This is a genomic window from Pseudoxanthomonas sp. LH2527 (assembly GCF_022539275.1).
Classification (GTDB): domain Bacteria; phylum Pseudomonadota; class Gammaproteobacteria; order Xanthomonadales; family Xanthomonadaceae; genus Pseudoxanthomonas_A.
On record NZ_JAKZBW010000022.1, the window covers coordinates 15,231 to 37,650 of the forward strand.

Annotated in this window: 21 protein-coding genes and 1 tRNA gene; 12 read left to right on the plus strand and 10 right to left on the minus strand. The window is 66.5% G+C overall.

From position 1 onward, the window contains the following. Positions 1 to 329: 329 nt before the first annotated feature. Complete coding sequence (htpX, locus tag MMG85_RS12625) at positions 330 to 1,211, minus strand: protease HtpX (RefSeq protein WP_241046362.1); 882 nt, start codon at positions 1,209 to 1,211, stop codon at positions 330 to 332. Positions 1,212 to 1,331: 120 nt separating this feature from the next. Here htpX and gluQRS point away from each other — a divergent pair, with 120 nt between their 5' ends. The 7 genes from gluQRS to MMG85_RS12660 all read left to right on the plus strand — a co-directional run bounded on the left by gluQRS (position 1,332) and on the right by MMG85_RS12660 (position 5,372). Further along, positions 1,332 to 2,252 (plus strand): tRNA glutamyl-Q(34) synthetase GluQRS, encoded by a 921-nt coding sequence (gene gluQRS, locus MMG85_RS12630; protein WP_241046363.1) that lies wholly within the window; start codon positions 1,332 to 1,334, stop codon positions 2,250 to 2,252. A gap of 45 nt (positions 2,253 to 2,297) precedes the next feature. Next, on the plus strand, positions 2,298 to 3,038 hold the full coding sequence (locus tag MMG85_RS12635; protein WP_241046364.1) for a beta-ketoacyl-ACP reductase: 741 nt from the start codon (positions 2,298 to 2,300) through the stop codon (positions 3,036 to 3,038). 176 nt (positions 3,039 to 3,214) lie between these two features. After that, the gene (gene phaR, locus MMG85_RS12640; RefSeq protein ID WP_055942352.1) at positions 3,215 to 3,718 is read left to right on the plus strand and encodes a polyhydroxyalkanoate synthesis repressor PhaR; all 504 of its coding nucleotides are present in this window, start codon (positions 3,215 to 3,217) and stop codon (positions 3,716 to 3,718) included. Positions 3,719 to 3,792: 74 nt separating this feature from the next. Beyond that, positions 3,793 to 4,533 (plus strand): acetoacetyl-CoA reductase, encoded by a 741-nt coding sequence (gene phbB, locus MMG85_RS12645; RefSeq protein ID WP_241046365.1) that lies wholly within the window; start codon positions 3,793 to 3,795, stop codon positions 4,531 to 4,533. A gap of 67 nt (positions 4,534 to 4,600) precedes the next feature. Continuing rightward, on the plus strand, positions 4,601 to 4,771 hold the full coding sequence (locus tag MMG85_RS12650) for a hypothetical protein (protein ID WP_156383629.1): 171 nt from the start codon (positions 4,601 to 4,603) through the stop codon (positions 4,769 to 4,771). Between the two features lie 88 nt (positions 4,772 to 4,859). Next, positions 4,860 to 5,150 carry a hypothetical protein gene (locus tag MMG85_RS12655; protein WP_241046366.1) on the plus strand — a complete coding sequence of 97 codons (291 nt, stop codon included), beginning with the start codon at positions 4,860 to 4,862 and terminating at the stop codon, positions 5,148 to 5,150. A gap of 6 nt (positions 5,151 to 5,156) precedes the next feature. Then, positions 5,157 to 5,372, plus strand: a complete 216-nt coding sequence (locus tag MMG85_RS12660) for a hypothetical protein (RefSeq protein WP_241046367.1) — start codon at positions 5,157 to 5,159, stop codon at positions 5,370 to 5,372. Positions 5,373 to 5,375: 3 nt separating this feature from the next. Here MMG85_RS12660 and MMG85_RS12665 read toward each other — a convergent pair whose 3' ends face one another. The 6 genes from MMG85_RS12665 to MMG85_RS12690 all read right to left on the minus strand — a co-directional run bounded on the left by MMG85_RS12665 (position 5,376) and on the right by MMG85_RS12690 (position 9,987). After that, on the minus strand, positions 5,376 to 5,816 hold the full coding sequence (locus MMG85_RS12665; RefSeq protein ID WP_241046368.1) for a phage tail protein: 441 nt from the start codon (positions 5,814 to 5,816) through the stop codon (positions 5,376 to 5,378). 240 nt (positions 5,817 to 6,056) lie between these two features. After that, the gene (locus MMG85_RS12670; RefSeq protein WP_241046369.1) at positions 6,057 to 6,419 is read right to left on the minus strand and encodes a hypothetical protein; all 363 of its coding nucleotides are present in this window, start codon (positions 6,417 to 6,419) and stop codon (positions 6,057 to 6,059) included. 92 nt (positions 6,420 to 6,511) lie between these two features. Continuing rightward, on the minus strand, positions 6,512 to 6,751 hold the full coding sequence (locus tag MMG85_RS12675; protein ID WP_241046370.1) for a hypothetical protein: 240 nt from the start codon (positions 6,749 to 6,751) through the stop codon (positions 6,512 to 6,514). A 35-nt stretch (positions 6,752 to 6,786) separates the two neighbouring features. Beyond that, positions 6,787 to 7,332, minus strand: coding sequence for an SRPBCC domain-containing protein (locus MMG85_RS12680; protein ID WP_241046371.1), 546 nt, complete (start codon positions 7,330 to 7,332; stop codon positions 6,787 to 6,789). Next, on the minus strand, positions 7,329 to 8,240 hold the full coding sequence (locus MMG85_RS12685; protein ID WP_241046372.1) for a M48 family metallopeptidase: 912 nt from the start codon (positions 8,238 to 8,240) through the stop codon (positions 7,329 to 7,331). The genes MMG85_RS12680 and MMG85_RS12685 overlap by 4 nt, the downstream gene beginning before the upstream one ends. Before the next feature lie 16 nt (positions 8,241 to 8,256). Next, positions 8,257 to 9,987 carry a formylglycine-generating enzyme family protein gene (locus MMG85_RS12690; RefSeq protein WP_241046407.1) on the minus strand — a complete coding sequence of 577 codons (1,731 nt, stop codon included), beginning with the start codon at positions 9,985 to 9,987 and terminating at the stop codon, positions 8,257 to 8,259. A gap of 242 nt (positions 9,988 to 10,229) precedes the next feature. Between MMG85_RS12690 and rnd the strand changes: the two genes are divergently transcribed. The 3 genes from rnd to MMG85_RS12705 all read left to right on the plus strand — a co-directional run bounded on the left by rnd (position 10,230) and on the right by MMG85_RS12705 (position 12,833). After that, positions 10,230 to 11,339 carry a ribonuclease D gene (gene rnd, locus MMG85_RS12695; protein WP_241046373.1) on the plus strand — a complete coding sequence of 370 codons (1,110 nt, stop codon included), beginning with the start codon at positions 10,230 to 10,232 and terminating at the stop codon, positions 11,337 to 11,339. Between the two features lie 17 nt (positions 11,340 to 11,356). Further along, a tRNA-Ala gene (locus MMG85_RS12700) sits at positions 11,357 to 11,432 on the plus strand. Positions 11,433 to 11,771: 339 nt separating this feature from the next. After that, positions 11,772 to 12,833: a DUF4238 domain-containing protein gene (locus tag MMG85_RS12705; RefSeq protein WP_241046374.1), complete on the plus strand. Its 1,062-nt coding sequence runs from the start codon at positions 11,772 to 11,774 to the stop codon at positions 12,831 to 12,833. 140 nt (positions 12,834 to 12,973) lie between these two features. Here MMG85_RS12705 and MMG85_RS12710 read toward each other — a convergent pair whose 3' ends face one another. Beyond that, a complete protein-coding gene (locus MMG85_RS12710) occupies positions 12,974 to 15,724 on the minus strand; it encodes a TonB-dependent receptor (protein WP_241046375.1) in 2,751 nt (916 codons plus the stop codon). A gap of 320 nt (positions 15,725 to 16,044) precedes the next feature. Further along, positions 16,045 to 17,661: an alpha-glucosidase family protein gene (locus tag MMG85_RS12715; RefSeq protein ID WP_241046376.1), complete on the minus strand. Its 1,617-nt coding sequence runs from the start codon at positions 17,659 to 17,661 to the stop codon at positions 16,045 to 16,047. A 373-nt stretch (positions 17,662 to 18,034) separates the two neighbouring features. On the opposite strand from MMG85_RS12715, the gene MMG85_RS12720 reads away from it, so the two are divergent. Further along, a complete protein-coding gene (locus MMG85_RS12720) occupies positions 18,035 to 19,525 on the plus strand; it encodes an MFS transporter (protein ID WP_241046377.1) in 1,491 nt (496 codons plus the stop codon). Next, positions 19,525 to 21,195, plus strand: a complete 1,671-nt coding sequence (locus tag MMG85_RS12725) for an alpha-amylase family glycosyl hydrolase (protein ID WP_241046378.1) — start codon at positions 19,525 to 19,527, stop codon at positions 21,193 to 21,195. The genes MMG85_RS12720 and MMG85_RS12725 overlap by 1 nt, the downstream gene beginning before the upstream one ends. Positions 21,196 to 21,337: 142 nt before the next feature. On the opposite strand, the gene MMG85_RS12730 is transcribed toward MMG85_RS12725, so the two are convergent. Then, positions 21,338 to 22,372: a LacI family DNA-binding transcriptional regulator gene (locus MMG85_RS12730; RefSeq protein WP_241046408.1), complete on the minus strand. Its 1,035-nt coding sequence runs from the start codon at positions 22,370 to 22,372 to the stop codon at positions 21,338 to 21,340. Positions 22,373 to 22,420 lie beyond the last annotated feature (48 nt).

Here is a 22,420-nt window from a genome sequence, read left to right on the forward strand (position 1 = left end):
GCACGCTACGTTCCCTTCTTCCCGCTAGACGGAGTGCCGAGGGCGGATGAGGGGCGAACGGAGTGGGGACCATTCCGCGGGTGCATTAGCGCTGCGCGCTGCCCCTCATCCGCCCGCTGGGCACCTTCTCCCCGCTTTCGCAGGGAGAAGGAAACGCGGCGATGCGTGGCGACTGAATCCCCTAGCCGGTGAACTTCTCCGCGCGCGGGCAAGGAACATCGAAGCAACAGCCTGCTCTGTTCACTCCTTTCTCTCCGCTCACGCAGGGAGAAGGGACAGAAAAAACCCGCCTTCCGGCGGGTTTTCTGTTCAGCGCGGCGATCTTGCGATCAGGCGAAGGTCCCCTGCTGCGCACGCAGGGCGGCGATACGATCTTCCAGCGGCGGGTGGCTGAGGAACAGCTTCTTCATGCCCTGGCCGATGCCGCCGGCGATGCCGAAGGCCTCGACCTGCGCCGGCAGCGTGCTCGGGCGTTGCTGCTGGCCCAGGCGCTCGAGCGCGGCGATCATCTTCTGTCGGCCCGCCAGCGTGGCGCCGCCATGGTCGGCACGGAATTCGCGGCGGCGCGAGAACCACATGGCGATCATCGTGGCGAACAGGCCGAACACCACTTCCAGCACCATCACGATGATGTAGTAGCCGAAGCCGCGCCCGCCGCCCTCGCGGTTGCCCGACAGGAAGCCGTCGACGATGCCGCCGACCACGCGCGCCAGCACGATCACGAAGGTGTTCAGCACGCCCTGCAGCAGCGCCATGGTGACCATGTCGCCATTGGCGACGTGGGCGACCTCATGGCCCAGCACGGCTTCGGCCTCGTCCTGGTTCATCTGCCGCAGCAGGCCGGTGGACACCGCCACCAGCGCATTGTTGCGGTTGGCGCCGGTGGCGAAGGCGTTGATCTCGGGGGCGTCATAGACGGCAACTTCCGGCATGCCGATGCCGGCGGCCTGCGCCTGGCGCTGGACGGTGGCCACCAGCCAGCGCTCGGTATCGTTGCGCGGCTGCTCGATCACCACTGCGCCGGTGGCGCGCTTGGCCATCCATTTCGAGGTCAGCAGCGAGATCAGCGAGCCGCCGAAACCGAAGATCGCCGCGAACACCAGCAGGCCGCCCATCTGGTTCGGGTTGACCCCCAGGATGGACATGACGATGCCGGCCAGCACGAGCACCGCGAAATTGGTGGCCAGGAACAATGCAACACGGGTAAACACGGTTCGGATCTCCAAGGGTCGTGCATGAGCGAACGGCAACGACGCAAAATTGCGGCTGTACCGCTGCGAATTCAAGCGACTTGCTGACTGTACGGTTCAGCTTCCGGTAGTGTCTGACGAATGACCGAACGCGATCCCTCCACGCCCTACCGCGGCCGCTTCGCCCCGTCGCCCACCGGCGCGCTGCATTTCGGCTCGTTGCTGGCCGCGCTGGGCAGTTGGCTGCTGACGCGCCATCACGATGGCCACTGGCTGGTGCGAGTGGAGGACCTCGACCCGCCCCGCGAGGTGCCCGGCGCCGCCCAGCGGCAGCTCGCCACGCTGGCCGCGTTCGGCCTGGTGTCCGACGAACCGGTGGTCTGGCAGAGCGGGCGTCATCCGCTGTATGCCGACGCGCTGTCGCAGCTGCTGGCCGACGGCAGCGCGTTCGAGTGCCGCTGCAGCCGCACCGACCTGGCGGCCAGCGGCGGCATCCATCGCAGGTGCGTCGCGCACGATCCCGCGCGGCCGCCCGCCGTCCGCCTGCGCGTGGTCGACGACACGACGGTGGCCTTCCAGGACGGCCTGCAGGGTGAGGTGAAGCAACAGGTGGACCGCGACGTGGGCGATGTGGTCCTGCGCCGTGCCGACGGATTCTGGGCCTACCAACTCGCGGTGGTCGTCGACGACGCGGCGCAGGGCATCACGCATGTGGTGCGCGGGGCCGACCTGCTCGATTCGACGCCGCGGCAGATCCTGCTGCAGCGCGCGCTCGGCCTGCCCACGCCCGCGTACCTGCACCTGCCGCTCATCGTGGATGCCGAAGGCCACAAGCTGTCGAAATCGATGGCGGCCCTGCCCGTCGACGACGACGCCCCGCTGCCCGCCCTTCGGGCCGCGTGGCAACTGCTGGGCCAGCCGCCGACGGCGCTCGACGGTGCGCGGACGGCGGCCGTCGCCCTGCAGCTCGCCCGGCGCGAATTCCGCCCCGATCGCCTGCCAAAAGTGACATCACTGACGTTCGCTGCACCGCACAACAATCATGTCGCAGGCGCTGTCTAGAATCGGATGGCCGTCGGCTTGCGGCGGTCCAAGGAGATTCCCCACATGACATCGCGCGTCGCCCTGGTCACCGGCGGCACCGGAGGTATCGGTACCGCCATCTGCAAGAAGCTGGCCGACATGGGCCACAAGGTCGCCACCAACTACCGCAACGAGGAAAAGGCGCGCGCGTGGCAGGCGCAGATGAAGGCCGACGGCTACGACTTCGCGCTGGTCAAGGGCGATGTGACCTCGCCCGACGAAGCGCAGGCGATGGTCAAGGAAGTCGAGCAGACGCTCGGCCCGGTCGAAGTGCTGATCAACAACGCCGGCATCACCCGCGACGGCACGTTCCACAAGATGTCCTCCGGACAGTGGGGCGACGTGATCAACACCAACCTCAACTCGGTGTTCAACGTCACCCGCCCGGTGATCGAAGGCATGCGCGACCGCAAGTGGGGCCGCATCATCCAGATCAGTTCGATCAACGGCCTGAAGGGCCAGTACGGCCAGGCCAACTACGCCGCCGCCAAGGCCGGCATGCATGGCTTCACCATTTCGCTGGCCCGCGAGAACGCCAAGCTCGGCATCACCGTCAACACCGTGTCGCCCGGCTACGTGGCCACCGACATGGTGATGGCGGTGCCGGAAGAGGTGCGCGCCAAGATCGCCGCGGACATCCCCACCGGCCGCCTCGGCAAGCCCGAGGAGATCGCCTACGCGGTGGCGTTCTTGGTCGACGATCAGGCGGCGTGGATCACCGGCTCCAACCTGGACATCAACGGCGGCCACCACATGGGCTGGTGAAGCCCTTCACGTTGCCCCGATGACGTGTCACACGACGCCCCGCAAGGGGCGTCGTCCGTTCCGATGCTGCGCAGCATGTTTCCTTCGCTGAACAGGGCGTCCCTGCCTTGTGGCCTGTTGCAAGGGCTGTTGCGCTGCGTCATGCTGCCGTCATACGCGTTTAGAGCGAAGACTCAATGGCTGCGATCCGCATCATCAAGAAGTACCCCAACCGTCGCCTGTACGACACCGAGATCTCCAGCTATATCACCATCGAGGACGTGCGCCAGCTGATCGTCGATGGCGAGGATTTCGAGGTTCGCGACGCCAAGACCGGCAACGACCTGACCCGCACCGTGCTGCTGCAGATCATCAGCGAGCAGGAACAGGACGGCGAACCGGTGCTGTCCACGCAGTTGTTGAGCCAGATCATCCGCTTCTACGGCGACTCGCTGCAGGGCTTCATGGGCAACTACCTGGAGCGCAGCATGCAGTTGTTCATGGAACAGCAGCAGCAGTTCCGCAGCCAGATGGGCAACCTGCTCGGCCAGACGCCGTGGACCATGATGAACCAGCTCACCGAGCGCAACATGGAGCTGTGGCAGGAATTCCAGCGCAACCTGACCGGTGGCATGGGTCGCCCGACCACGGTCAAGCCGAAGGAAACCCCGCGCGAAACGCCGAAGACGCGCGCACGCTGACGCCCAACGCAGTGAAACCCGGCCCGCGCCCCGTTGCGCGGGCCTTTTTTTGAGCCGAGATACAGGAATTCCGCATGACGCAACGCATCGCCGTGGTGACCGGTGGCATGGGCGGGCTGGGACTGGCGATCTGCCAGGTCCTGGCGCGCGCCGGCCGCAAGGTCATCGCCGCCGACCTGCCCGCTTCCCCTGAGCGGCTGCAACACTTCCGCGCGCAGACTGCCGCGCTGGATATCGAAACCGCCACCGTCGATGTCGCCGACTTCGATGCCTGCGCTGCGTTCGTGCAGGACGTCGAAGCCCGCCACGGCACACTCGACATCCTGGTCAACAACGCCGGCATCACCCGCGACGCGACCCTGCGCAAGATGGACAAGGCGCAGTGGGATGCGGTGATCGGCGTCAACCTGGACAGCGTGTTCAACCTGTGCCGCCACGCGGTGGACGGCATGCAGGCGCGCGGCTTCGGGCGGATCGTCAACATCAGTTCTGTCAGCGGGCAGACCGGCAATTTCGGCCAGGTGAACTACGCCGCGGCCAAGGCCGGCCTGCATGGGTTCTCGATGTCGCTGGCGCGCGAGGTCGCGCGCAAGGGCGTGACCGTCAACAGCGTGTCGCCCGGCTACGTGGAAACGCCGATGACGCGCGCCATGCCCGACGACGTCCGCGACCGCACTGTCGCCTCGGTGCCGGTCGGCCGGATCGGCCAGCCGGACGACATCGCGCGCGCGGTCGCCTTTCTCACTGCCGACGACGCCGGCTACATCACCGGCGCCAACCTGCCGGTCAACGGCGGACTGTTCATGAGCTTCTGAGCGGTACGCCGCGTCCCCGTCTTCCCGTTCCCTGCGAATCAACACGCACCTTCGACAAGGATTCCCGATGAAACTCACTCCTCCCACCTTCGGCGTCTGGCTGATCGCGCTGCTGCTCGGCGGCGGCGGCATCGCGGCGAAGTTCGGCTACGTGCCGGTGCTGGCCCCGCATGCGTTCTGGCTGGTGGTCGCCGGCTTCGGCCTGCTGGTCGCGGCCACGCTCTTCAGCAAGCTCTGAGTGCAACCCCCGCGTCCCGGGCTTGCCTGGGACCTGGCGGCGGCGTACCGTCGCCGGACCACGCCACGTGGCGCTGCGGAGACGATGCATGCCAGGTTTCGTCAGGCTCGCGCTGTACTCGACCGTCATGATCCTGCCTGCACTGGCGGGATGGGCGACGCACACCGCCACCGCGCAGACGGCGCCGCGATGCAAGGCGATCGGCTGTATCGAGCCGCTCGACCTGGCGACCGCCGGTCCGGGCTCCAGCGTGCTGCTCGTCCAGTGCGTCGACGCCACGCAGACACAGCGCCGCTATCAGCTCGAACCGGGCGGATGGACGCTGCAGATGTACGAAACGGTTGCCGTCGCCACCTGCCCCGCGTCTGCTGCGCGCTGAGCGCCGATGGAACTGATGGCGTACCTGCTGGCCGACCTGTGGTCGAAGCCCCGCCTGCTGGTACCTTTGCTGCTGGGGATCGTCGCGGGACTGGGCCTGTTCCATCTGACCGGCAAGGAACCCGCCTCCGCCGCGATGGCGCTCGGCTGCGCGCTGCTCGGACTGACCGTCGGCTGCATCCTGGAGTACCTGCGCGAACCGCCGCGCGATCCGCTGGACTGACGGTTATTCGACTTCGAAGCGGTCGAACGCGATCTCCAGCGTTTCGAACACCGTCTCCGCTTCCACCGCATCCAGAGGCGAGGTCAGGTAGCCCGCCGGCCGCGCGCGCAGGAAGCGCCAGCTCATCGCCGGATTGCCCTGTTCGTCCAGCAGCGTGACCGTGACGGTGCGTCGGGCGTCGCCGCCGTTGCGCGCCTCGTTCCACCACTGGTACCACGCCAGCGAACCGATCACGCCCCGGCGCAGCACCAGATTGTCGTAGTGCGTCAACGTGGACAGCTTCATCGCTTCCGGCACCTTGTCGTTGCCGTTGCGGTACTCGTTGAGCTGCAGCCGGGCGGCGGGAAACAACACCTCCGACACGCCGGCGTCCGGTCCGTCGCCCAGGCCGAGGTCGACGTGGAAGTTCATTCCGGCATAGGGACGGTCACGCCGTACGGCCATGGGCAGGGCTCCATGTGGAAGGGGACGTCGCTCGCGCGGAGGCGGTCGACGCTTGTTCCAACGCAAGGACGCGCTGCCTGAGGTCAGCGTGGTGATGGCGACGCAGGGCGTGGCGCTGCTCATGGCATGTCGTGCGGGAAAGATGGTGTGATGCCTGGCCGCCTGGATTCCCGGGTTTCGCCTTTGGCTCTACCCGGGCTACCCCGGTATCACGCTTCCATGGCCGTCTGACTGGTCCGCTCAACGTACGGGCTCGTCACCCTGGCGCAGCGCGATGATCAGCGGCTTCAGTTCGCGCCAGGGATATCGTCGGTCTTCCGGCCAGGGAAGCCGGAACCACGGTTTGCGTCTGCGGGACACGATGCGGCTGACAAGCCAGTCCTCGTCGAAGGCTTCCCATACGCCGGCAGCTGACCACAGGTTCAGATGGACTACGGGATGCACCTCATCGAAGAGGATGCGCTGCAATTCAGGGATGGCGAAGGGCGAGCGGGCGCACTGCGCGGCGACCCGGTTCCACGGCGGTTCCGTGTCGAGGTAGAGATCGCTCAATGCGATCCAGAGGGGTCGGCGGATCGCCAACTCGTCGGGGGAAAATCTCATTCAGGGCTTGAACTTCGTGAGCTACGGAAAGACCGACTAAGCCGTGAAGCGCCGCGTTCGGTACCAGCCATCCTGCGCAATCAGCCCCGGGCTTACGCCTCCGCCCACACCACATCGATCCCTTCCGACTCACCCACCGCATTGCGCAACAACGCGACGAATCCGGCGCTGGCGCCCAGGGCTTCCAGCGCGTCGATCGCGGTGTGCTCCACGTAGTAATCCTGGTCCGTCGAGGACTCTTCTTCCATGTGGTCGACCAGCACCTGGAAATCTTCCCGCGAGATCGTGCCCAGCGTGCGGCCAGTGTCTTTTTCCGTCAGACGGATGCTCATGCGGTCCTGCTCTCCTTTTTGGGATGGGTTGAAGCTCAACGCGAAGGGGTCGATGCGGGCGATGCGCGCAGGAACGTGGCCAGTCCGCCGAGTTGCTGCGCCTGCACCTTGTCCACGACGGGCGCGAACTTGCCGATGTCGTCCGGTGTATAGCCACCGGCGCGGTACCACAGGGTGATGCGGGTGCCGTCGTTCTCCGCGGCGAAGCGCCACTCCAGCGCGCCATGCAGGCCCATGCCCTGCAACGGGCCGAGGCCGCCGGTCATGCGCAGCAGCTTGCCAGGATCGGTGAAGGTCACGGTCATGTGCCAGGCCTGCTGCGCACCGTTGATCTCGCAGAAGCAGCCGCCGGCCTTGTCGCTGATGGAAAGCCGGGACGCGTCGCCCCACCAGGTGTGGTCGGCGGGCCACCAGCGGCCGACATCGTTCACCAGCGCGGCGTAGGCGACCTGGGGCGTGGTGGGTACCCACACCGAGTTTTCGAGGGTGAAGCCTTGCGGCGCGGCCTCCTTGACCTCGGCATGTACCGGTGCGGCGGCCATCGCCGTCGCCAGCAAGGCCGCGCGCAGCAGGCGCGTCACTGTGCGGCGCCCTGCTGGCAGAACTTCTGTCGGTACTCCATCGCCTTCGGCATCAGCGCGGTCAGGTTCTGGATGCGCGTGCCGGGGTTGGGATGGGTGGACGAGAATTCCGGCGGCGCCTGGCCGCCACTGGCTTCGCTCATGCGCTGCCACAGCGGCACCGCTTCCTGCGGATTGAAGCAGGCGGCGGCGGCCAGCATCAGGCCCACTTCATCGGCCTGCGTCTCATGCTCGCGCGCGTACGGCAGCAGGTAGCCGTAGCCCATCGCGGCCATCACCATTTGCTGCTGTTGCGGGTCCATGCCGCTCATCGCGCCGGCCATCTGGCCGATCTGGGTGAGCTTCTGCTGCGACATGCGTTGCGCACCATGACGCAGCAGCGCATGCGCGATCTCGTGCCCCATCACCACCGCCACGGCGTCGGCGTTCTGGGCGACGGGAATCAGCCCGGTGTACACCGCCATCTTGCCGCCCGGCAGGCAGAAGGCATTGGCCTGCTCGGACTCGATGACGTTGACGTCCCACTCGAAGGATTTCCAGTTGCCGCTGGGCTGGGTGCCCTTCTCCGCCGCGATGGCCGCTTCGACCTCGGGGATCCTGGCGATCAGGCGCTGCGCGATGGTGCGCACCTGCTGGGCGATCTGCGAATTCGGATCGACCGGGCGCTCCTGCTGCAGGATTTCCTCGTAGGCCTGCAGCCCCAGGGCTTTCTCTTCCTCCACGCCGATGGAGCCGTCGATCAGCACCTTCTCGCCGGTGTAGGGATCTACCACGCGGTTGTTGAGGTAATAGCAGCCGCCGTAGATCAGGAAGCCCAGCAGGATCAGCCAGCGCAGGTTGCCCAGTCCGCCGCCACGCCGCCCGCCGCCCTGCCCGTACTGCGAACGCCCGTTTGGATCTTGCCTCATGCCCTCTCCCTGGCGGCTAGATGCCGCGCACGACGCGGAAGCCCACCCGCGCATTAGTCATATCCGAATCCGAGGACGAACGCCATGCCGCGCGCGCCTGGGCCGGTGAACTGGCCCACGAGCCGCCCCGCACCACCCGTGACCGGCAGCCGGGATTGAACCACGCCGCCCCGTCCGCAGGCGCGCGCCGGTAGCTGGCGTGCCAGCAGTCCCCCACCCACTCGCTGGTGTTGCCTTCCAGGTCCTTCAGGCCGAACGCATTGGCGCGGAAGCGCCCGGCCGGCGCCGGGCCCCAGTAGCCATCGCCGTAGCCGACGAAGGCGTTGTTCCAGTCGCGCCCGCTGGGCGAGCGGTCGTTGCCGCCGGTCAGGTTGGCGATGCCGCGCGGAGGTTGCCCGTTGCCCCAGGGATAGCGGCCCTGTTGCCCGGCGCGCAGGGCGTACTCGAACTCGGCTTCGCTGGGCAGCCGGTAGCCGTGCCCGGTCTGGCCGGCCAGCCATTCGGCATAGGCTTCGGCGTCGTACACGCTGACATGCAGCACCGGCATGTCGTCGCTGGCCGGCTGGCCCGCGTAGTCCGACCGCCAGTCCACCCCGCTGCGGCGGACGAAATTACCGCTGCGCTCGTCGTAGACCACCGAATGCCCGCGCCGCGTCGCACGCGGGCGGTACTGGGTGGCCTCGACGAACCGGCGGAACTCGCCCACCGTCACCGGGTGCCTGGCCATCGCAAAGCCGCGGTCGAAGCGCACGTAATGCGCGGGCTTCTCGGCATCGGCCGCGCCGGCCTCGTCATCGGCCGCGCCCATCAGGAAGCCGCCATGCGGCACCACCACCATTTCCGGCCCGCGACCGCCATGGTGCAGCGCATCGGTGAACGCCTGTCCCGGACGGAACAGGCCGTAATGCGTGGCCAGGTCGATGCGCTGGCGGAAGTCGGCCGCCACGCGGTTGCCCGGTTCGGCGATGCGCAGCACCTCGGCCAGCTTCATGCGCGCGTCCTTCAGCCCGAGCGGCGTGGCCATGTCGCGCACGCCGGCGTCGCGCAACTCGACGATGCGCGCCAGGCGGATCGCTTCCACCCGCACGCGCGCATCGGCCACCGTCTGCGCGTCCTCGCGGACGCGGGCCGCGTGCTCCAGCCAGGTCCGCGCGGTCGTGAAATCGCTGGCCAATGCCGCTTCTTCGGCGCGACGGATCATCGCGCTCTCGACCGCGGCGATGCCCTGCAACGCGCGCGCCTGGCCCGGCTTCCATTTCAGCACTTCGCGGAAACCCGCCAGTGCGCCGCCGCCGGCTTCGCCCAGCGCGCCTTCGCGCAATGCGCGCTCGGCGGCCACGTTCAGTCGCGTGAGCTGGTCGATCTCGTCCACCCGCGCCAGGTAGGTGCCGACCGCCGGATCCGACGGTGTCACCGTGCGCGCCACGGCCGCGATCTGGCGTGCACGGCGCAGCGATTCAGTCCGGTCCTCGGCATGCCGCAGCGCCTGCGCGCCCTGGTCCAGCAGACGGTCGAGGCTGCGGCCCAGGCCGGTCCTGGCACGCGCATCGTCGGCATCGAGGCGCTGCAGGGCGAGGTAGAGCGGGATCGCATCGTCGGGACCGTCGAACAGGTGCCCCTCCGACAAGGCCCTGGCGGCACGCCGATGCGCATCCGCCACGTCTTCGGCCGCCAGTTCGACGCTGGGCGGGCGCCAGTTCAGTTCGTCCACGGCGCTGTCGTCGCCGGTGACGGTGACGCTCGGCATGCGGATCGCGTCCGCACCGGTGTCGGCGGCACCGGCTTCCGCCGCATCGCGCGAACAGCCCGCGATCCAGGGAAGCGACAGCAACATGGCGGCGAGAATCGCGCGCAAACACCCTCCGTGATGGGAGCCGGCGGCCCCGTGAGAGAATGCCGGCCGACAAGACCGGCAGACCATACCGGCTGAGCCGGGACCTTAGGTTATTGTCCCCTGACTGAGCAAACGACGCATCACGCGGAGATTACGTGCCCCACTGGATCGACACCCCCGCCGCGCTGGACGCGCACCTGCAACGCCGGCCGACGCGGATCGGCCTGGATACCGAGTTCGTCCGCGAGCGCACCTTCTGGCCACAGCTCGCGCTGGTGCAGATCGCCCTCGACGACGACGTGCTGCTGGTCGACCCCCTGGCCCCGGGCATGACCGATGCGCTGCGGCCGTGGCTGCTGGACACCTCGATCACCAAGGTCATGCACAGCGCCAGCGAGGACCTGGTGGCGTTCAAGGTCGCCTGCGACGCCCTGCCCTCGCCTCTCTTCGATACGCAGATCGCCGCCGCCATCGCCGGCATCGCGTCGGGCATCGGCTACCAGAAGCTGGTGGAGCGCATCACCGGCGTCGCCCTGCCCAAGGGCGAGACCCGCTCGGACTGGCTGCGTCGTCCGCTGAGCGAGTCGCAGCTGCACTACGCCGCCGACGATGTGCGCTACCTGTTCGCCGTGCACGATGCGCTGCTGGCCGGGCTGGACGCCACCGGCCGCCGCTCGTGGGTGGAAGAGGACTGCGCGCGGTTCGTCGACAACGCCGCGCACGACGAAGGCGAGCGCTGGCCGCACCTGTCGATGCGCAGTGCGCAGTTCCTCGATGCCGATGCGCAGCGGCGGCTGGTGCGCCTGCTGCGTTGGCGCGAGGCGCAGGCGCGCGCCAGCGACAAGCCGCGCAGCTGGATCCTGGACAACGAGCTGGCGGTGGCGCTGGCGCGCACGCCGCCGGAGGACAGGGGGGCGCTGCTGCGCCTGTTCGATACCCAGCCCAAGGCACCGCGCAAGCTGGCCGATGCGGTCTGGCAGGCGCTGGCCACGCCGCTGGACGATGAGGCGTCGATGCCGGAGGCCCGCGCGGCCACCGACGGCGACAAGGCGCAGGTCAAGCGGCTGCAGGATGCGGTGTCGGCGCGCAGCGCGGAACTCGGCCTGCCGGATGGTGTACTGGCCTCCCGCCGTTATCTGGAAGCGCTGCAGGAATCGGGCCAGTGGCCCGCCGCGCTGTCGGGCTGGCGGCACCGCGAACTGGCCCCGGTGCTGACCCCGATCCTGGACCGCGCAGGCTTGGCACCGGCCGCGGCCACGGGCTAGAATGAAACAGTTCTTGTGGGGCCATAGCTCAGCTGGGAGAGCGCGTCGTTCGCAATGACGAGGTCGGGAGTTCGATCCTCCCTGGCTCCACCACATACACGAAGCCCCGCTCATGCGGGGCTTTTTGTTTTAAGGAGTTGGACGCTTCTGCACCTGGATACGGATGGTCCTCGTCCGGACGTTGATGTGCCGATTCTCATGCTGCGCTGACGTACATGGAACTTGCGGGAATCGACGCACGATGCGCGCCCGGCTGAACAAGAAGATCATTTCCAGCATCCTTCTCCGGGATCGTTGCGATGAACTTGGGGATGCGCAGGCGCAAGGTTTGCCGCTTCGGGTACAGCCCAGCGGGCACAAAGCTTGGATCGTGAGCTGCCCGCATGAAAAGCGTCGTACGCTTGCACACGTCTGCAAGCTCGGATGGACCCCATGTCCGGTCGCAAACACCACTATCTGCCTCAGCTGATCCAACGCCCGTTTGCCTACCGCCAGAAGGGCAAGGAGTTTTATGTCCACGCACACCATCGGACAAGGGGGCGATTCACACCCAACACCAGCGGACTAGGCAAAGAGATAGATTTTTATGGCGACCCGAGCGACACGAGCTTGGACGACGCCATCACCAAAGGAGAGGGGGCGCTGGCCGCAACCGTGCAGGCCCTCAATCAAGGTGATGATGTCTCCACGGTGGACTTAGCTACCCTCATCTGCGCCTTATCGTTCCGCACGAAGGCAATGCGTGAAGCGTTGGCGCGGCTGTTCCCTTCTCTTATTGAAGCACTGCGCTTGAAGCTGCTCGATCCCATCAGCCTTCGCCGCGATCTCATCGCAAGCCTTTCGGATCCAAAAGAGCAAAAACGCCTCATCAATGCAGAAATTAACAAACGCTTCGGTGACATGCATCGAGAGCAACGCACCAAGATCTATGGCTTCATGAGCTCACAATGGAGGTCCTATGTCGCGACCCACGAGGCCCAACTGTTTGCTGAGGCCTGGGGAATTACGCACGCGCTTCTGTCCAGAGCTCGCATTGAAGCAAACGCAATCGCTGATCACGCATACTTGAAGGCGCTAGCGAAGGACCCCGCAATGCCTATCCGCGCCAACCGTATGGCCGCGGACATGGCGTTTGATCTAGTAGACGCGCAGTCTGGCGAGTTCTTCATTCTGGGCGATTGCGGCCCCATTGCAATGTTCTCCGACGGAAAGCCTAGGCTGTTGCTAGCTGCTATCTCGAATGACGTAGTACTGGAGGCGGCGTATCTTCCTGTCTCGCCAACACGATGCATCGTGGCCAGGCTCCCAACTGCGGCAAAACCCATGAGCGTGGGAGATATCAACCGCATTAGCGCATACCTGTCACTGGAATTCTTCATCAGCGACCGCGACACAGGGGCCGACCTGGAAGACCTTCGTGCAGCCATCGGTTCACTGGACCCCATCGAAACCGAGGAAGAGATCATCCTGACCCTAAGCCAAGCGAACGACTGAGCAGTTCCCCCGGCTCCACCATCCAAAAAAGGCCAAGCGGATGCCTGGCCTTTTTTGTTTTCAGTTCCGCACCCCCCCAAGAAAAGAAAAACCCGCCGGCATGACACCGGCGGGCTTGGGAAAACAAGGTACTGCGTGGATCAGAACCGGTAGTTGACACCCAGCAGGTAGGTGCGGCCCCACTCGATGTACTCCAGCGGACGGTCGCGGCTGCCGGCGTAGGTCTGGTAGGCCTCGTCGGTCAGGTTGCTGGCCTGCAGCAGGATGCTCAGGCCGCCCAGCGCATGGCCGTCCGGGAACGAGTAGCTGATCTGCGCGTCGGTGATGTTCTCGCCGACCACATAGCGCAGCGAACGGTCACCGTCGAAGTTGCCGATCTCGCCAATGAAGTCCGAACGGCGACGCTGGCTGACGCGCGCCTCGAACCCGTTGCGCTCGTAGTACGCCGTGAAGTTGTACACACGCTCGGACAGGCCCGGCAGCATGATGTTCTGGCTGCCCACGCTGCTCTGCGCATTCGGCGGCGGCGGGATGGTGATGTCGCTGTCGTTGAAGCCGGCGCTGGCGATGACGCCGAAGCCCTGCAGCGCATCGCTGAACAGGTCCAGCGGCAGCGAAGCCGTCAGCTCCAGGCCCTTCAGCGAACCACCCGTGCCGTTGTACGGCGCAGTGAAACGGCCCGTGGTCTGGGTCGGCGGCTCGTTCGGTCCCGGCACGTAGTCGGTCAGCAGGTCGGTGAAGTCGTAGCCATCGCGCGCCTCGGTGTAGATGTAGGTGCGCAGGTCCTTGTAGAAGAACGCCGCCGCCACGTACGCCTTGGTGCCGAAGTACTTCTCCCACGACACGTCGAACGCGTAGGCACGCCACGGATCCAGCTCCGGGTTGCCGCCGCTGCCGCCGGGCTCGCCGGTGGCGGTGTTCACACCGAAGTCCAGCGAAGCGCGCAGCTCGTCCACGCGCGGACGCGCGACCTGCTCGGCCAGGCCCACGCGCAGGGTCTGGTCGGCCGGCAGCGAGAACGCCAGGTTCAGGCTCGGCAGCACATCGGTATAGGTCTTGCCGCGTTCGATCGGCTGCACGTTCTGGCCGGCCGGACGGGTCGCATCCCAGTAGCGCGAGGTGGACGACTGGTCCACGCGCTGCACCTGGAAACCGATGTTGCCGCGCACCGGCACCGAGCCCCACTCGGTATCGATGTTGGCGCGGGCGAAGCCCGTGGAGATCTTCTCGTTGACGTCCCACGCCTTCGGGATCAGGTACGACAGGTCATCGACCGGGTTGAAGGTCATGTAGCGCGCGACCGCGGCCGGCACGTTCCACGACGGGATGTAGCCGATGCCGGCGAAGCCCAGGTCCACCAGACCGTACTGCAGGTCCGAGCCGATGGCGGTGATGCCCTGCGCGCCGAGGTTGATGTTGCCCTCCGGCTGGCGCTTGGTCTTCTCGCGGTCGGCGTAGTTCAGGCCCACGTCCAGGTCGGTGAACCAGCCCATCGCTTCCGGCAGCGGGAACGAGGCCGCCAGCCTGACGGCGCGCAGTTCGTCCTCGACCTTCGGCGTCTTGCCGTAGCCGGAACCGTAGATGGTATTGGCCAGGAACAGCTGCGAGGCATCGGAGTAATCGAAGCCGGGGTTCAGCTGCGAGAAGCCGCCGCTGCGGAACGCCAGGTCGACCGAATCCAGCTGCGGTGCCGGCAGGCGCTGGGTGTTGTTCTCGAGATTGATCTCGTCGCGCGAGGTCATGGACCAGCTGACATCCGCTGTCAGGCGGACCGAGCCGACATTGAACTCGTTGTTCCAGCCGAACGCCTGGATCTCGTCTTCGCGGTAGTTGTACATGCCACGGACCAGCGGATACACGTTGTTGGCGGTGCCGCCGGTGAACGTGTTGCTGCCGTTGATCACGGGATTGGTGACGTTGAGGCGACCGAAACCGCCGTTGTAGTCGCCGATGTGCACCTCGAACTGGTTCGCGGTGTTGGTCTGCTCGGCTTCCGAATAGAACAGGTCCAGCGTGCTGGTCCAGGCATTGGACGGACGGAACTGCAGCGTCGCCATCACGCCATCGCGCTTGGTTTCGCCGGTGCGACGCAGCGCCTTGATGCCGTCGGAGTAGAACGTGCCGGCCGGCACGCCGGGGCGCCAGTTGTCGCCGATCGCCTGCCACGGCTCGTACAGGCCCACCTGGTTTTCCTGCACCGGCGTGGTCGAGTGCGAATAGCCGATCGAGAAGCCGAACGTGCGCGCTTCGTTCTGGGTGATGTAGCTGGCGTTGATGCGCTCGCCGTAGGCCGAGGCATCGGCCGCGGCGCCCAGCGAGTTGCGCTGGCCGCGCACACCGACCGCGCCGACCGGCGCGTCGAAGCTGAGCGGACGCACGGTCTGCATGTCGACCGTGCCGGACAGGCCCTGGCCGACGAGGCCGGCATCCGGCGTCTTGTACACGGTCACGCCGCTGACGAGTTCGGACGGGTACTGGTCGAACTCGACGCTGCGGTTGTCGCCGGTGCTGACCATCTCGCGGCCGTTGAGCAGCGTGGTGGAGAAGTCGGGCGACAGGCCACGCACGCTGATCACCTGCGCGCGGCCGGCGACGCGCTGCGCGGCCAGGCCCGGCAGGCGCGCCAGCGATTCGGCGATGCTGACGTCGGGCAGCTTGCCGATGTCTTCGGCGGAGATCGCTTCGACGATGGAGGTGGCGTCGCGCTTGACCGAAATCGCACTCTCGATGCCGCGGCGGATGCCGGTGACGACAACCGTGTCGAGGTCGGTCGCGTCGGTCGCGGGCGTCTGGTCGGTGGCGGTCTGGGCGGTCTGGGCCTGTACACCGGTCGCGGTGAGCGCGATGGCGGACGCCAACGCCGCGCTCAGCAGGTTGCGCTTGAGTTGCATGTTCCCCTCTCCAAGGACGTTGTATGCGATGAACCGGGTGCGTCGCACGATGCGATCGCCCGGGTCTTCCATGCCGGGACAAGTCGCCCCGGAATGTGCGGCCATGGTAGTGGCGTGCGCAGCCGCACAAATCGCGCTGCATACGTATTCATGCATATTTCCGGCGCCGCGCGTAACACGCATTCCGTGCGGAAAAAAGGCATGCGGACGCCCGCACGCATGTGCGCGCGCGTGATTGATGAACGACACGCGAGAGCGCGCCACGTGGCGTCCGGCCGCGATGCGGAGGCCGCCTGCGGCGAGACGCCGCGCGGCGGGAATCAGGCCATCCGTGCGAAGTGCACGCCGCGCGGCGGCAGCGACAACGTCCTGCCCTCCACCGTTGCGCGCTGCAGGCCGTGGCCTTCCAGTGCTTCGGCGGCGACGCCGTCCGGCAACGGCCAGTGCACGGCCTGTGCGGACAGGTTGAACACGGCCAGCACGCGCTCCCCGGCCTGCTCGCGCACGAAGGCGAGCACCGGCTCGGGTGCATCGAGGAAGCGGATGCTGCCGCTGCGCAGCGCCGGCAGCGTGCGTCGCCAGGCGAGGAACCCACGCACGGTGTTGAGGACGGAGTCCGGATCGGCTTCCTGCTTCACCACGTTGATCGCGCGGTGCTCGGCGGGAATCGGCAGCCACGGCGCGCCATCGCTGAAACCGGCGCGCTCGCCGTCGTTCCACGGCATCGGCGTGCGGCAGCCGTCGCGTCCCTTGAAGTTGGGCCAGAACGTCTTGCCGTAGGGATCCTGCAGCGCTTCGTAAGGCACGTCGGCTTCCGGCAGGCCCAATTCCTCGCCCTGGTACAGGCAGACGGAACCGCGCAGCGAACACACCAGCGCGACCAGTTGCGCCGCCAGTGCCGGCGAGGCGTCGCCGTTGCCCCAGCGGGTCACCGCGCGCTGCACGTCGTGGTTGGACACCGCCCAGCACGGCCAGCCTTCGACCATCGCCGCTTCCAGCCGTTCGACCGTGCCGCGGATGTAGGCCGCAGTGCCGTCGTCGGTCAGCAGCTCGAAGCTGTAGCCCATGTGCAGGCGCTGGTCGGTGACATATTCGGCGGTGGTCGCCAGCGAATCCTCGGAGGAGATCTCGCCGAGCGCGGCCGCATCCGGATACCGGTCCAGCAGCGCGCGCAGCCGCTCCAGGAACGGTAGGTTCTCCGGCTGCGTGTTGTTGTAGTAGTGGTACTGGTAGGCGTAGGGATTGTCGGGACTGAAGCCTCGACCCACGCGCTGGTCCTTCGGCTTGGGCGGGTTGTCGCGCAGCTGCGCGTCGTGGAAGCAGAAGTTGATGGCGTCCAGGCGCAGGCCATCCACGCCCCGGTCCAGCCAGAACTGCACGTTGTCCAGCGTGGCCTGCTGCACCGCCGGGTTGTGGAAATTCAGGTCCGGCTGGCTGGCGAGGAAGTTGTGCAGGTAGTACTGCTCGCGGCGCGGCTCCCAGCGCCAGGCGACGCCACCGAACAGCGACATCCAGTTGTTGGGCGGCGTGCCGTCTTCCTTCGGATCGGCCCACACGTACCAGTCGGCCTTCGGATTGTCGCGGCTCTCGCGGCTTTCCTTGAACCACGCATGCTCGGCCGAGCAGTGGCTCAGCACCTGGTCGATCATCACCTTGACGCCCAGCGCATGCGCTTTGGCCAGCAGGCGATCGAAGTCCTCCAGCGTGCCGAACAGCGGGTCGACGTCGCGGTAGTCGGCGATGTCGTAACCGAAATCGGCCATCGGCGACTTGAAGAACGGCGAGATCCAGATGGCGTCCACACCCAGGCCGGCAATGTAGTCGAGCTTCTCGACGATGCCCGGCAGGTCCCCGACCCCGTCCCCGTTGGTGTCCAGGAAGCTGCGGGGGTAGATCTGGTAGATCACCGCGCCGCGCCACCAGTTGTTCTTCGTCATCGATGCACCCGTCGCAATGCGTAGCGCACCCCTCCGGTGCGCTCGGCGGGCGCCACTATTCCACGAGCCGTCGCCACGCGTGAGTGTGACGCGGAGCGGCCGGGCATGAATACGTATGCAGCTCATGCGGCCGACGGAATGCGTTCTCCATGGGCGACGGCGTGCCGATCGCCACGTACCGCTGCCGAAATGCAGGCAGGCCAAGGGTTTGGGGCGCGCGCATGGCCGATGCATGCGCCTCGACACGCTACGCCGCGCGCGCCGGTGTTGTTTGCGGTGCAGCATGGAATCGGTCGCGCATGTCGGCAAGATGCCGCCACGCTCGCCATGGCGAGTACGCACTTCGACCGCGCCACGCTGCCAGGGAACCCGAATGACCGCCAAGCCCCGCCTGTCCTTCTGGCAGATATGGAACATGTGCTTCGGGTTCCTGGGTATCCAGTTCGGATTTGCCCTGCAGAACGCCAATGTCAGCCGCATCTTCCAGACACTGGGTGCGGACATGGACGATGTGCCTGGCCTCTGGATCGCCGCGCCACTGACCGGACTGATCGTGCAGCCCATCATCGGCCACTTCTCCGATCGCACGTGGACCCGCCTGGGCAGGCGCAGGCCCTACTTCCTCTGGGGTGCCATTTTTTCCACCGCTGCCCTGTTCGTGATGCCCAACTCGTCCGCGTTGTGGATCGCCGCAGGCACGCTCTGGATTCTCGATGCATCACTGAACGTATCGATGGAACCTTTCCGTGCGTTCGTCGGCGACCAGCTGCCGCCCAGGCAACGCCCCACGGGCTATGCGATGCAGAGCTTCTTCATCGGCGTAGGCTCCGTGGTGGCCAGCATGCTGCCGTGGCTGCTGGCAAAGGCGGGCGTGTCCAACACGGCAGCGCCCGGACACGTGCCCGATACGGTGACCTACGCTTTCTATTTCGGCGGGGCTGTTCTGCTGCTCGCGGTCCTCTGGACCGTCGCCAGGACTCGAGAGTATCCGCCGGAGCAACTGACATCGTTCGATGACGCCATGCCTTCCGGCGTGAAACTGGAAACCGAGATCGATCGCGACCGATCGCGAAGAGCATCCGTGGGATGGTTGATCTCCGGCCTGGTCGCGATCGCGGCGGTGACATGGTGGCAGCTGGACCGCCTCCTCTATGTGCTGGCGGGCGGCATGGCGGCCTATGGCTTGGCACTGCTCGTGGCCAGCGCCTGGCGTGCGCGCAACATGTTCACCTCGATCATGACCGATCTGCAGACCATGCCGGACACCATGCGGCAACTCGCAGTGGTCCAGTTCTTCTCCTGGTTTGCGCTGTTTGCCATGTGGATCTACACCACTGCGGCCGTCACCGGCGTGCACTACGGCACCACCGACACCACGTCCGCCGCCTACAACGAGGGAGCCAACTGGGTAGGCGTACTGTTCGCGGCCTATAACGGATTCGCGGCGCTTGCGGCGGTCCTGATTCCCTGGATGGTGCGAGGCTTTGGCCTGCGTATGAGTCACCTCATCAATGTTTCGCTGGGCGGACTCGGCTTGCTGTCCCTCATTGTGATCCGCGATCCCCAATGGCTGCTGCTGTCGATGGTAGGTGTGGGTTTCGCGTGGGCCTCAATTCTCTCGCTGCCTTACGCCCTGCTCTCCGACAGCCTGCCGGCGCACAAGATGGGCGTCTACATGGGCATCTTCAATTTCTTCATCGTCATCCCGCAGTTGGTGGCGGCGAGCGTCCTTGGCTTCCTGCTCAAGATTTTCGCAGGCGGTCAGCCGATCTACGCGCTTGCCATCGGCGGCGTCAGCCTTCTGCTGGCCGGGTTGTTCGTCCTGCGCGTGAAAGAATCACGATCTGGCCCGGAGGCCATCTGATGCGAAAGCTCCCCATCGCCACCGCCGTCGCGACCCTGCTCTTCCTGCCAGCCAAGGCTTTCGCAGCGGACGAGTTCTACGGCACCACCGAGCCCTTCGCGAAGGAAGCCGTCTACTTCGTGCTGACCGATCGCTTCGTCAACGGCGACCCGTCGAACGATCACCGCGACCAGGGCGGCCAGCATCCCACCTTCGACCGCCCCACGCCCGGCGCGCCCGCGGGCCAGAGCGACAACGTCGGCTACCTGGGCGGCGACTTCAAGGGCGTGCTGGACAACGCCGGCTACATCCGCGGGCTCGGCTTCACCTCGGTGTGGATCACGCCGATCATCGACAACCCCGACCAGGCCTTCACCGGCGGCGAGGAAGTGAAGTGGGAGGGGATGTTCACCGACCGCGGCAAGACCGGCTACCACGGCTACTGGGGCATCAACTTCTACAAGCTGGACGAACACCTGCCCAGCGAGGGCCTGGACTTCGCCGGCTTCACCGCGGCGATGAAGGAACAGAAACTGGACGTGGTGCTCGACATCGTCGGCAATCACGGCTCGCCCGCCTACTCCATGCCGACCCTGCAGCCGCAGTACGGCAAGATCTGGGACAAGGACGGCACGCTGATCGCCGATCACCAGAACCTGGACCCCGACAAGCTGGACCCGCGCCGCAAGCCGATGCACGCGTTCTACAACACCGGCGGCGGACTGGCGCAGCTGTCGGACTTCAACGAGAACAATCCGGCGGTGATGGAGTATCTGGTCGGCGCGTACGAGCAGTGGATCGACCAGGGCGCCGCCGCGTTCCGCGTGGACACCATCGCCTGGATGCCGCACGCGTTCTGGAAGGCATTCGCCGACCGCATCCGCGCGAAGAAGCCGGGCTTCTTCATGTTCGGCGAGAACTTCAACTACGACGCCGCCAGCATCGCCGGCCACACCTGGGCACGCAACGGCAGCTACAGCGTGCTGGACTTCCCGCTGAAGGGGAAGCTGACCGAGGTCTTCGAGAAGCCCGGGGTCAGTTTCGAGGAGATCGGCAAGGCGCTGTATCTGGAAGACGGCCCGTACGCCAATCCGTACGACCTGATGACGTTCTACGACAACCACGACATGGCGCGCATGAAGGCCAGCGATGAAGGCTTCATCGACGCGCACAACTGGCTGTTCACCGCGCGCGGCATTCCGGTGATCTATTACGGCTCGGAAGTGGGCTTCGAGCGCGGCAACGCAGAGCACGCCGGCAACCGCAACTACTTCGGCCAGCAACGCATCGATGCGGCACCGGAGAGCCCGATCTTCGCGCCGCTCAAGCGCATCGCCCACCTGCGCCGCGACACTCCGGCTTTGCAGCGCGGCCTGCAACTCAACGTGCGCCTGAAGGGCGACCAGGCGGTGTTCTACCGCGTGCTGCAGCACGAGGGCGTCAACCAGACCGCCCTGGTGCTGCTGAACAAGGCCGACGCGCCGGCGACGCTGTCGGTGTCCGACCACCTGCAGGCCGGCACCTGGCGCGATGCGTTCACCGGCAAGACCCAGCGCGTGCGCAACCGCCTGCAAGCGGACGTGCCCGCGCACGGCGTGCGCGTGTTCCTGCTGGACGCACCGATCACCCGCGCCGACACCCGCGCGCGCCTCGCCGAGCTGATGGCGCGCAAATCGCCGAAGGCGGATTGAGCCACGCACCCTCCGTTGTGGGAGCGATGTAAGTCGCGATCGCAGACCATGCCTGCCTTGAAAGCTTGGGGGCTTCCCTCCGACTTCATGGTCAACTGAGTGCATACCTTCGCGACTTACGTCGCTCCCACAAAAGCACTGGTCACTTCGCCGCGGTGGACCCCCGCAACGCCAGCTTCACCGGAATGGCCTGGCTCTCCGCCGGCTCGCCATTGATCAGCGCCAGCAGGGTTTCCACCAGCAAGGTGCCCGCGCGCTTGGTGTCCTGCTGCACGGTGGACAGTCCGGGGTTCATCGAACTGGCCAGCGGGATATCGTCGAAGCCCGCCACCGCGACGTCCTCCGGCACACGCTTGCCGTGTTCCATCAACGCCTTCATCGCGCCGACCGCGATCAGGTCGCTGGCGGCGAACACCGCGTCGAACACCGCGCCCCGCGCCAGCAATGCGCTGGCCGCCTCATGGCCGGATTGTTCGGTGGTGATCGCATCGACCTGCAACGCAGGATCGGCGATCAGACCTGCGGCTTCCAGCGCCTGCCGGTGGCCGAGGTAGCGTTCGAAGAATTCCGGATAGTGGTTGGACGCGTGGCCGAGGAAGGCGACGCGGCGACGCCCCTGCGCGAGCAGGTGCGCGGTGATGTCGTGCCCGCCCTGGGTGTTGTCGCAGCCGATCGACACGCCCGGCGTGTCCGGCTGCACCGCGCCCCAGCGGACGAAATGCGTGCCCTGCTCGACCAGTCGCTCCAGCCGGCTGCGCGATTCCAGATAGTCGCCGTAACCCAGCAGGATGATGCCGTCGGCCTTCTTGCTGTCTTCGTAGTCGGCCTGCCAGTCGTTGGACAGCTGCTGGAACGAGATCAGCAGGTCGTAGCCGCGCAATGCGCAGGCGCGGGTGATGCTGCCCAGCATCGACAGGAAGAACGGATTGATCGCCGATTCGTCCGGCGTCGGGTCCTCGAAGAACAGCAGCGCCAGCGTGCCGGAATGCTGCCGGCGCAGGTTGGACGCGTTCTTGTCGACCTTGTAGTTGAGCTGCTCGGCGATGGCGAGGATGCGCTTGCGCGTCTCCTCGTTGACCATCGGGCTGCCGCGCAGGGCGCGCGACACGGTGGGCTGCGACACGCCCGCCAGGTGGGCGATGTCCAGCGAGGTGGCCTTCCCCTTGATGGGCGCGATCACGGACGGCTTCGGCTACGGACGGCGGAGGACAGGATCATGCCACGG